This window comes from Psychromonas antarctica, from assembly GCF_022267535.1.
Classification (GTDB): Bacteria; Pseudomonadota; Gammaproteobacteria; order Enterobacterales; family Psychromonadaceae; genus Psychromonas; species Psychromonas antarctica.
The window spans coordinates 1-10,461 of record NZ_JAHNZV010000095.1; the positions used below are offsets into that span (position 1 = coordinate 1).

The window sequence follows — 10,461 nt, forward strand, 5'->3', positions numbered from 1 at the left end:
GCTCAAATGCAGTAATAACGCTACTAAGTTGCTCTGGATTTGACATAATTAAGTCCTGATGGATGAGTTACCCGTATTAAATCAGAACAAAAAATGGAAGTTGAGCTACGCTGCCGTAAGCTCACGCGTAGATTCACTAACTCATCAACGGGTAGATATCAACACATTGATAAGGAACTGGCGTTCGCAGAAAGTGGCAAAAATGCTAGTAACCAGATTTAATGTAACGTGATAAGGCAAATGCTGCATTATCGACACTAGCTAATTTATATCCAAAAGTGTATTGCGCCTATTTATTCAAAACATAAAAATAATATTGGCCACAATTTTTTGTGGTTTCTAACTATAGTGTGGGGGGAAGAATAGGTTGCGCAACTTATTTGTTATTTCTCGAAATAGGCTTTTTCTTTTTTCTGCCATACTTCGTTTTTCATAACTCATAATACTTAGACTATCTAATACTGCTTTTTCACTATGCCATTTGTCCACATCAACAGGCATTATTTCTGCAACAGCATCAATGTTAAACTTATTTCCCAAGGCTAATGATTCAAAGTCTATAAAAAATTGTTGAGCACACTCCTGATAATAAGGAAGAATGTTTTTTTTATAGCTTATTATTTCTGGAGAGGCGACTCCGAATGCATAGGCGTTAAAAGCTCGTGCTTGAGAATGCGGGTGCTCATTGGTTCTATGATTATAATCTTCAAGTACATTATCTATATGCAGTATTTCAAAAATTGATCTAATGCCTACTGTATATGCACACAACGCATCTTCTGCTCTAATCGAGCCACTATTAATGACACTTAAGACTCTCAGAAAAAGATAGCTAGCACCAAATATATCCGCATCAATTTCTACTATTCTTGATTCACTTATTTTATCTAGATTAAAACCTAACGATGTATCGTATTGGTCAATTCCTAGGTATTTAAAGTGACCTCGCGCAATATGACTTAACTCATGCCAAAATATAAAATCGGACATAATTCCGCATACAAATCGAATAAAGAGTTCTTCTGTAACTCCTAAATTAGCATGATAAATTTTATAAAAAGGTCTGAGGACTTCAGTTGAATAGCTAAATATAGCTTTTAAAACGCCTTCATTTATCGTAATTATGTACTGATCAGGTGCACTTCTAGTGGCCTTTGCATTAATAGACTGATCATCTCCGATGTAGGGGTATATTTTACTACCTTGTAACTTTACTATCCCCTCATCTATTATCATTTTATGATTTTGTTTCACATCAATTTTAAAATCTTCATACGTAAATTTTTGTTCCACACAAACCTCTATCGTAAATATGGGAGCAATGGCACAGATCCACTTGTTGTATTACCGATTTTCTGCACAGCTATAAATTTTAGCGCGCACTTTAATGCTAAAAGGCTACTTCGCATAATTACAGTGTCCAACTGCTCTTTACGTACCAGAACTATAAAATAGGAACTTCAGCATTGTTATTTTAACTATCGCCTTACGCCATGAGGCTTGCCAACTTCCCATTATGGTAATTTGGGAAGTTGAGCTTAACAGGTGAATTATAAGAATAAAAAGTGGTTGGTTTTCTTTGCTGAAAATTCAAAACGCAAAAGAACCTACCGTCTTTAGACGGTAGTTGTTCAGTTTTGTTGCTTGCCTATAGGCGTGTTTGTTTCAAAAATTTACCGAAACGGAAATCAGAATTTATTTTTTGGGCTGTCTTGAAGTTTTGGTGTTTTTGCGATCATCTGCAGTTATTTCTATTTTGGAAATAACTGACTCTTGTCTCGTTAATTTATGCATTACTTAATAGCTAACTTTGACTTGTTGCTTAGCATGTTCTCTAGTTTGAAGTTGTGCTGATATTTGTTGGTATAATTGAGCATTTTCATTTTCACGATCGGTTATAGAAATCGCAAGGGCATAAGTTTCTTTTTCTTCAACTTGATTTTCTGCCCATGGTTGATCCTGCCTAGTGACTACTAAAAATAGTTTTCGTTCTTTATTAAATTGTTTAAAGGTCCAGGTACTAGATTGAAGTGTACCTCGGCTTCTACTATCTTGAGTAATATCTCGCTTATTTCCATCAGATTCTGGAATAGATTTTACTGATTTTTTATTTTCATTATTAAATGATTTTGTTACTTCTTCGAGAGAATTTGAATTAACAAGATGAAACTTAATCTTGGTAGCTAGATACTCTAATCTTGTTGTTCGCACTGATGGGCTGTAAGCTAGGCTTGCTGTGATGGTCCTTACTGCTTTTCCTTTGCGATAATAGTCGTCGGGTATGGGAAGTTCAAAGAATTGGTGTTTATCATTTTCAATCTCACCCTCATTAATTAACACTACATGCTCTTCTGAGGATTTAAATAAGCTATCTTCATCTACTACCCCGTAACCAGCCACACGTCTCACATCTTCTTTATTTTTGAAAGTAGTTTTAATTTCTTGAGTAATTCGTGCATGGTTAGCTAATAGTGCCCGTAATAAATTTGCCGACGAATTGGGATAGTTATTCAATAATCTACCTGCAAGGTGAGTAATATACGGTGCAGAAAAGCTAGTGCCACAAAATTCACTCAACAATGTATTACCTTGTGGTTGATGGTTAAGTGTGATTACACCAAGATGTTTATCAATTTGTTTCCAGCCCTGACCTTCATATCTAGCTGCAATTGCAAAATTACCACCATGAGCTAATAGTTCTGGTTTTAAAGCGGATTTTTCTTTTTGGTTACTTCTTGAAAATGGTGAAACTTGTCCTGCGTTTGCAACATGTAATTCGTTAATTTCACCTTGATGGTTATATTGTCGTTCTGCATAGGTCATTGTATGTTTGGCAAATGAACCTACGGTTAAAACATTAGCTGCAGGTGCGGGATCGATCAATGCTGCATCTGAATGCAAAAGGTAATGGGGATAATCATCTCGCCAATTATTGATTATCTCTGAGCCTGTATAATTACCAGAGGAGACGATTATCAATATGTCTAATTTACGAGCAAGCTCATCCAATGTAACTGCAATTCCTGATATATGAGAGTTGGTATAGGGAGCATTTAAATTACCTAACGAAAGGTTATATATCCTACAATTATACTCTTCATAGAAATACGTAATAGCATCTATTAAAGTCGATTCAATTGTTTTTTCGTCAAAGATAGGATTACCGTATTCATCTTTACTTAAAACTTTCCCACTTAGAAGTATTAACTCTCGAGTCCATTCATTTGATTCAATCCGTTCTTCTATGTTTCCAAATAAGGCGACACCAGCTACAGCGGTACCATGGCCAACAATGTCTGATTCATCTTCACCACTAATGAAGCTTTGTGCATCACCAATCGCGCCCTGTAATAAAGTATGGTTAGTGTTAACCCCACTATCTAATACACAGATTAAACTAGCATTTTCTGGTGGTTTATTTAATTCTTTTGGAAGTATATTAACATCGACATTTAACTGAGAAAATTTAATCCCTGTTTTAGGTGGCAAATCAACTTGTCTGATATCTTTATGGTTTAATAGCTTTTCAGCTTGTAGATTGGTTACTTCTACACGAAACATAATAAGACTATCTCGATCGACTTTATCGAGTGTCGAAATAGTTTCAACTTTTAACCAGGCTACAAAGTCTGATAAAAGCTTATCCCTGTTAAGGCTGCCTCGATCGCCAATTGGCCATAGTTCAATATCAAGCCTGAATATTTCTTCGTTTGGAAACCCAAATTGCTTCACTGCCCAGCTTTTTCGTTCTTCGGTTGACCAGGCCTCGATTTTATCTATCGCATACAGTAAATCAGGATAAGATATGTACTCTCCATCAACAAGTTTTGCTAGCCTACTATTAAACTCATTAAGTTGCTTTTCGTCTGCAAAAGCAAGGTATACAGTTTCGTCTTGCTGGCCAATAATAGAAATCCCATGCTTACTTATATTTTCAAAATTCATTTTCTCAATGAGTTTAATTTGAATTAAATTGCGAGATGAGTCTCCGCCAACTTGAGTAGATAGGACCTTTTGAAAAGATATGATTTGTTGTTGTAATTTTTTACCGTGTTTAGCAGGGTTCTCACATTTAATTTTTGAGCCAAACCCATTGCGACTTCTTCTTTGCTTAAGGGGGGTCTCTTTAGAAAATGAAAGATGGGGATAAGCTCCTGCCATACTGTATTCCTTTATTTTATTTTATTATTAAATTCTATTTTCTAATTCAAACGCATGTTTAAGCATTCTAACTGTCAAAAATTCTTTTTGGTTTAATATCATACGTTTTACTGCACGTCTAATAATTCGCTCAATGATTGCTGGTGACTTTCCATCAAATATATTATGAAGATCAGAAAGTTCTAAATCAAAGTCATGTCTTACTCCACGTAATTTGAGTTGTAATAAATTCTGTAGCTGTTTTTTATTTAGCACTGGAAATTCTACTAACTCATCAAAGCGTCGCCAAATAGCGCTATCAAGTATTTGATCATGATTGGTTGCCGCAATAATCATACTCTTGCCATCATATGAATCCATCATTTGAAGAACCGCATTCACAATACGACGAAGTTCACCATGTTCTGAGCCATCATTACGTTCTTTACCTAATGCATCAAACTCATCAAAAAGTACTACTAACTTATGTTTAGCAATAAAATCGAAAATCTTTCGTAAATTGGAAGCTGTTTCACCCAAAAAAGAAGAAACTAAAGAATCTAGTCGAACAATCGCAAGGGGGCGATTTAATTCATACGCCATTACTTCTGCAGCCAGAGTTTTTCCGCATCCGGGAGGTCCAAAAAATAAAACTTTCTCGGCAGGCATCATTCCATAGCTTCTAAGAACATCTTCTCTTCGATATTCTTCGAGTACATTTTCTATCACTTCGAATGTGCTTGATTCTAAAACTAACTCATCAATTGAACGGTTTGCCTGTTTTATATCAATTAAAGCAACGCCACTTTCTTTATCCGTTGGAGCTTCGGGAATAATATTGTGCAAAGTAGAGCTGGGTTTAGCTCTATCACCATAAAGAATACGTTCTAAATCGTTTGCTAAAAGATTATGTTGTTTAGCTCTCTCTTCTTGGATTAATTGTTCAGTAGCACTTTTAAATGCAATAGGATCACCAGATGCACCTGATTGAACAAGCAATCTTAATAATTTCCCACTAGCCATAATCCCCCCTTTTCATTGATATAAATGATGATACTACCTATCAATAAGTCGCTTCTAAAAATATCAAGCATTCTACCTGAATAAACTAGTTGATGCATGCGTCTTAAACGCTACATTTGATCTTAGTGGAATCATTTATAATTATAGGTGAGCTTGTAATTTCTCTGCATCATTATGTTGAACAATATTCTTAAAAAACCATTTTGGTAGAAGACAAGCATTACAAGCATCTCAAAAAAAATTAAATACGGAAATAAGCAAGGAGCCGATTGACACCTTGCTTATTTCATACCTATACCACAGTTTTATAGTCGTATCGTTCTGCTATCCGATCCAAAATCCATTCCTCAATATCACTATCTAACCATGCTACTGAGCGTGGTCCTGTTGCTATTGATTGGGGGAAGTGGCCTTCTGAAATGAATTTATAGACACTTGAGCGGCTTAAGCCAGTCTTGTTCATAAGAAAAGGAGGGACAGCCAAACTTTTTCTCTACGACATTCAAAACCAAAAAACATTCTGCACTTCACTTTCAACACATGCGAAAAACTAACGTATTACAATACGAACCCAAATATTTTCAAACATATATCACCTCTTTGAATTCGCTCACAGAGGAGCCAACTATGGCTGAAGTACAAGCAGTAAAAGAACTTGATAAGGTTAAATTGATTAGCCACCTGTTAGAACGGCGCTACAGTAAGCAGATGTCTGATATCTGGAATATTGGCTTAAACCTGGCATTGCGTATATCCGATTTGCTATCGATTAAATTCGACGATATTCATCACGGCCGTTTAATTATCAAAGAAGCAAAAACAGGGAAGCTCGCCAACATCCAGCTTAATCAAAAAGCACAGAACACCATCAAACAGATACAAGCTGAACACCCCCTCCACATCTACCTGCTTCAATCTTACCGTACCATCAAGCGATCAACCGTAACCCTAAACAGCTCTCTAGGCTCGCTATATCAGAATCATTCAAGATGATATAGATAAGGACTTTGTTGATTTGGATATTTAATCGGTTATCTCCAACTACTAGCCCGTGCATTTGCACGGGCTAGTAGTATCGTGTTTTTCAGTGTTTTTTTAGAATACTAAACGGCATATTGTCGTTTTTACGTTTTCAAATTTATTATTACTGCTTTTTTACTTATGCCTTTTTTGTTGCTGCTAATTACTCATTTAAATGAGGTGGTACATATAGGGGTAATGTCACTAATAATAAGGTGGAAAAATGTAGCCACTATTAACCGATGATTATAGCTTCATCACGCTCTGCAATACGCTCTAACATCCACTCTTCAACTTCACTTTCAATCCAAGCGACTGCTCGCTCACCCAATGACACGGATTTAGGGAATTTGTTGTTGGCAATATGCTTATAAACCGTTGCTCGTGCTAAGCCTGTCATTACCATTACTTCTTTTAATTTGATGAATTTCATTTTCTTATCCTTAACTAGTTCTAGTCCATCAGATAAGAGCCATTACTAAAAAATAAAAAATCACGGGTTAGATTGAAAATATTTACAGATATATTTCATCACAGTGCATAACCAAACCACCAGCAAAGGAGCTATTTATGCACACTAAAACGAACCAGGTTTACACCCTAGGTAAGCCAATGACTGAGCACCAGATACTTGAACGAGCGGCAGAGATCATCGCCACTAAATTTATTAGTCGTGATGCGTTTACCGACGTCAAGGCAACCAAGGAATATTTAACCTTTAAATTGGCTAATTATGAAAAAGAGGTGTTTGCAGTGATGCTGCTCAATACTCAGCATCAGTTGATTGAATATCGAGAGTTGTTCTTCGGCACGATTGATAGCGCCAGTATTCATCCGCGTGAAGTGGTGAAAGCCGTATTGGAGGTAAATGCCAGTGCGGTCATTTTTGCTCATAACCACCCTTCAGGTATTGCAGAGCCATCAGAAGCGGATAAACGCATCACAACGAGACTTACTGATGCCCTTGGCCTGATTGATGTGCGAGTGTTAGATCATATTGTCGTCGGCAAGAATTCAGTGTCATTTGCAGAGCGGGGGTTAATCTAATGGATATTAAATTTAATGTCTGCTGCTTGAATATTGATCCGAAACTTTATGTTCAATTACAAAAAGCGATCCAAGCAAAAGAGGTTGATGCGCAGATCAGTCAGGTTACGGTTAATTACCGAGACAGTTCATATAGCAGTAAAACAGGCGGATATCAGCCTGTTGAAATCTCATTACAAAAAGAGGCTGTAAATGGCTGTTGGTGTTTGCTGTATATCACTGACTTCTGTTATTGCGGCCATCCTTATCCTGAGCTAGTAAAAGAGGTTGATTTTGATTTTAGCGCCAATACCTTCTTTCTGGCTAATTGCACCTCAACGTCAATTACGCGATCAACGGTTAAAGATTTCTATAAAAGCTGGGAGAATAATTTCTTAAGCTATCTGGAATACGATGCATTTGATCAAATAGAAGTGAGTGCCTGGTGATATTAATCTAGCTTCCCAAATTGGCATTATGGGAAGTTAGCAACCCTTGTATAGCGGGCATCTGTTTGAAAAATAGCGACTGGCTTCTCAAAAACCTCGTTTAAAACCAAATAGGGAAGTTGGCTTGTTTGCTATTACAGTCACTAAGATTCACTGCGTATTAATTAATTTCCATCCTCCGGTTAACCTATTGGCAGATACCTGTCATGAATAACACAAAACTCACGGCCTCAAGGGGACTAGTGCTGAAACCCTTGCTATCACTGTGTTTCAGTGTTTTAAAACACACCCTTTTGGCTGTCTATATAACCTCTCATTTAATAATGGAGGCCTCCCATGGCTGAAGTTCAAGCAATTAAAAAACCCGACACCATCAAGTTGATTGCCCATTTACTGGAAATTAGATTCAGTAAGCAGATGTCACTTGTCTGGGGTATCGGTTTAAACCTAGCGTTACGGATATCTGATCTTCTCGCTATCAAATTCGTTGATATCAAAGATGACCGTTTACGCATTAAAGAAACAAAAACAGGTAAGCACGCTAACATCCCGTTAAATGATAAAGCTATTTCGCTTATCAAACAGATACGTGATGAACATCCTGAGCACATTTATCTATTTCAATCTTATCGCTGCAAGCAGTCAAAGTACGCCATCCCTAGGCCATTGACTAGACGCGCGGTGGCTTATGCTTTTTCTATGGTCGGTGATGAGATAAAAGTAAACCTCGGCACACACTCAATGAGAAAGACAAGGGGGTATTTTCTGTATCAAAGCACTAAAGATATTGGTCGCGTAATGAAGATGCTTAGACACGCTTCAGCAGGCGTTACGTTGCGTTATATCGGGATCACTCAAGATGATGTAGATAAAGATTTTATTGATCTTGAAATTTAAATCACCCCTACCAGCCGTGCGATTGGCACAGGCTTTTTTATCTATTAAGGAATAAGCATGTCATATCTAAACGGAACCACCCTCAGCAAAGATATTAAAGCTGTTAAATGTGTTTCAGGGGACATATCAGCAGAGTATCAAGAAGCACGACGCCATACAGGGTTCGATAGTGGCCCTGTGGATCTTATTGATCATATTTGTTGCGCTGAGCAGGATGATATTATTGATGCCTTACATAGCATCCTATCGCTGCACCCTGAAGCCTTTTACCAGTTCATCGCCACTCAGCACCTAGAAATAAAATTAACTACGGTTGAAAGCTTACAGGCATCTTAGCTGAGCTTCTGTCGTTTATTTAATCTAACCTGGAGCTAACCCGCGCCCCTCATTAGAACCACTTTCAAACATATATCCTTTTTAAAAACCCTTTATGTCCACATGATTAACCGGAGGCAATCATCATGAGTAAAAATTCAAAGATACGTACTATCATTCACAGTTCGGCAACGGCAGCTGCAACCGCAGGAGCTGGATTAGCACAAATACCAGGTTCAGATAACGCGGTTATTATGCCGATTCAAATTGCGATGATTATGTCAATTGCAGAAGTTCATGAGCAGGCACTGAGCACGACAGCAGCCGCTTCAATGCTAACGGCTGCATCAGCTGGCATTGTTGGTAGAACGGTCTCACAAGCGCTTATAGGCTGGATACCCATCTTTGGCAATGCCATCAATGCGACAACTGCATTTACCATTACTGAATCGATAGGATGGGCCGTTAATGCAATACTAACTTTAGATTAATAACACTAATCTAAAGCGAGAGATATATGCTCAATTACAGATATATCTCTTTTTGCATGAACTGCCATAATTTCTCTGATTATTACCATAACTTTTGGTCTCGACTTTAGCAAAATAGCTAATTCTCTTATACAGAGAGAGATAAACCGCTTCAAAATCAACAGTATTTTTTTTTAGGTAATAAATATTATTTTGAGGGAAATGAGTTAAGTCGCGAGTGTCGTAAACTTCGATCTTTAATGCGGTAGCCCATGCTTCAACAATCTTGGTATATAAATTATCACCGAAGACACCATACTTACCTAAAGTGTTATAGGTATCGTTGTTAAGAAGTATCACCACATGATAGTGCGCTGCCGTATCATTATCACCTTCCTTAACCCAGATGTAATTAAGCCTACAATCAGCAGCTCGTTTATTCTTCTTTCTACGACGCTTAATGTTGCTTATGAGCTTAGCTGTAAGGGATTTTAAAAATGGAGTAATCACAAACTGCACATTTGAGTGATCATAGTCAATATCTGAATAGCAACGAGGGAAATGAAGATCAAACCTAATAGCCATTATTCTTGGGTATTGGCTTAAGGCTTGATCTATTAGCCCTTTATTGTTTTTTAAGTACCTGCTATTTAACTCGTAGTTTTCAACTACCTCTAGTTCGTTAAATGGGATTTTACTAAGTAGGTGATCATTTAATTTGGTTTTAGACATGGTTGTTTCTCCATATAAGTAGTTCTCATATAGATAACAACAGTATTTATTTTTTAAGGTGTTTAGGCCTTAAATCGAGTATTAATAACCTAAGGGTTATTAATACATAACAGCACTATCTTTGGTATATATTAGCTTGGTTATAATATATTGGGTATCAGCAATAATAACATACCAACACTTAATCACTTGTTTATTAAGTAAATTTAAAAAATTCAGCCCAGAACAACGCGGCTATTTATGATTTAAACACTGATAAATCAACTATCTAGTTATCTACTTTTTTGTCTGGTTTTTTAGCCCAACTAAAGTCGACTTCTTTTTTATTTCTGAATGGCGGGTAATATGAACTAAAGTCTAATTCATCAAGATTGCTTTTTTCTGAAAAT

11 protein-coding genes and 1 pseudogene are annotated in these 10,461 nt (G+C 36.9%); 6 read left to right on the forward strand and 6 right to left on the reverse strand.

Translation table 11 applies throughout. From position 1 onward, the window contains the following. Window positions 1-339 precede the first annotated feature (339 nt). The 4 genes from KSO91_RS13930 to KSO91_RS13945 all read right to left on the reverse strand — a co-directional run bounded on the left by KSO91_RS13930 (window position 340) and on the right by KSO91_RS13945 (window position 5,626). The gene (locus tag KSO91_RS13930; RefSeq protein ID WP_238743642.1) at window positions 340-1,293 is read right to left on the reverse strand and encodes a hypothetical protein; all 954 of its coding nucleotides are present in this window, start codon (window positions 1,291-1,293) and stop codon (window positions 340-342) included. A gap of 504 nt (window positions 1,294-1,797) precedes the next feature. Next, window positions 1,798-4,161, reverse strand: coding sequence for a S8 family peptidase (locus KSO91_RS13935; RefSeq protein WP_238743643.1), 2,364 nt, complete (start codon window positions 4,159-4,161; stop codon window positions 1,798-1,800). Window positions 4,162-4,188: 27 nt separating this feature from the next. Continuing rightward, entirely contained in the window at window positions 4,189-5,163 is a 975-nt protein-coding gene (locus KSO91_RS13940) for an AAA family ATPase (RefSeq protein ID WP_238743644.1), read from the reverse strand. 292 nt (window positions 5,164-5,455) lie between these two features. Next, window positions 5,456-5,626, reverse strand: coding sequence for an AlpA family phage regulatory protein (locus KSO91_RS13945; RefSeq protein ID WP_238743645.1), 171 nt, complete (start codon window positions 5,624-5,626; stop codon window positions 5,456-5,458). A gap of 164 nt (window positions 5,627-5,790) precedes the next feature. Here KSO91_RS13945 and KSO91_RS13950 point away from each other — a divergent pair. Next, window positions 5,791-6,158: pseudogene (locus tag KSO91_RS13950) on the forward strand (site-specific integrase); the annotation flags it as partial. Between the two features lie 260 nt (window positions 6,159-6,418). On the opposite strand, the gene KSO91_RS13955 reads toward KSO91_RS13950, so the two are convergent. Next, window positions 6,419-6,616, reverse strand: a complete 198-nt coding sequence (locus tag KSO91_RS13955) for a helix-turn-helix transcriptional regulator (protein WP_238743646.1) — start codon at window positions 6,614-6,616, stop codon at window positions 6,419-6,421. A 137-nt stretch (window positions 6,617-6,753) separates the two neighbouring features. Between KSO91_RS13955 and radC the strand changes: the two genes are divergently transcribed. The 5 genes from radC to KSO91_RS13980 all read left to right on the forward strand — a co-directional run bounded on the left by radC (window position 6,754) and on the right by KSO91_RS13980 (window position 9,361). Beyond that, window positions 6,754-7,230: a RadC family protein gene (radC, locus tag KSO91_RS13960; RefSeq protein ID WP_238743647.1), complete on the forward strand. Its 477-nt coding sequence runs from the start codon at window positions 6,754-6,756 to the stop codon at window positions 7,228-7,230. Beyond that, a complete protein-coding gene (locus KSO91_RS13965; RefSeq protein ID WP_238743648.1) occupies window positions 7,230-7,658 on the forward strand; it encodes a DUF2787 domain-containing protein in 429 nt (142 codons plus the stop codon). Before radC ends, KSO91_RS13965 begins: the two co-directional genes overlap by 1 nt. A 336-nt stretch (window positions 7,659-7,994) precedes the next feature. Continuing rightward, a complete protein-coding gene (locus KSO91_RS13970) occupies window positions 7,995-8,555 on the forward strand; it encodes a tyrosine-type recombinase/integrase (RefSeq protein WP_238743649.1) in 561 nt (186 codons plus the stop codon). A gap of 57 nt (window positions 8,556-8,612) precedes the next feature. After that, window positions 8,613-8,891, forward strand: coding sequence for a hypothetical protein (locus tag KSO91_RS13975; RefSeq protein WP_238743650.1), 279 nt, complete (start codon window positions 8,613-8,615; stop codon window positions 8,889-8,891). A gap of 125 nt (window positions 8,892-9,016) precedes the next feature. Then, window positions 9,017-9,361 carry a hypothetical protein gene (locus KSO91_RS13980; protein WP_238743651.1) on the forward strand — a complete coding sequence of 115 codons (345 nt, stop codon included), beginning with the start codon at window positions 9,017-9,019 and terminating at the stop codon, window positions 9,359-9,361. Between the two features lie 30 nt (window positions 9,362-9,391). Here KSO91_RS13980 and KSO91_RS13985 read toward each other — a convergent pair whose 3' ends face one another. Further along, on the reverse strand, window positions 9,392-10,072 hold the full coding sequence (locus KSO91_RS13985; protein ID WP_238743652.1) for an inovirus Gp2 family protein: 681 nt from the start codon (window positions 10,070-10,072) through the stop codon (window positions 9,392-9,394). Window positions 10,073-10,461: the final 389 nt, after the last annotated feature.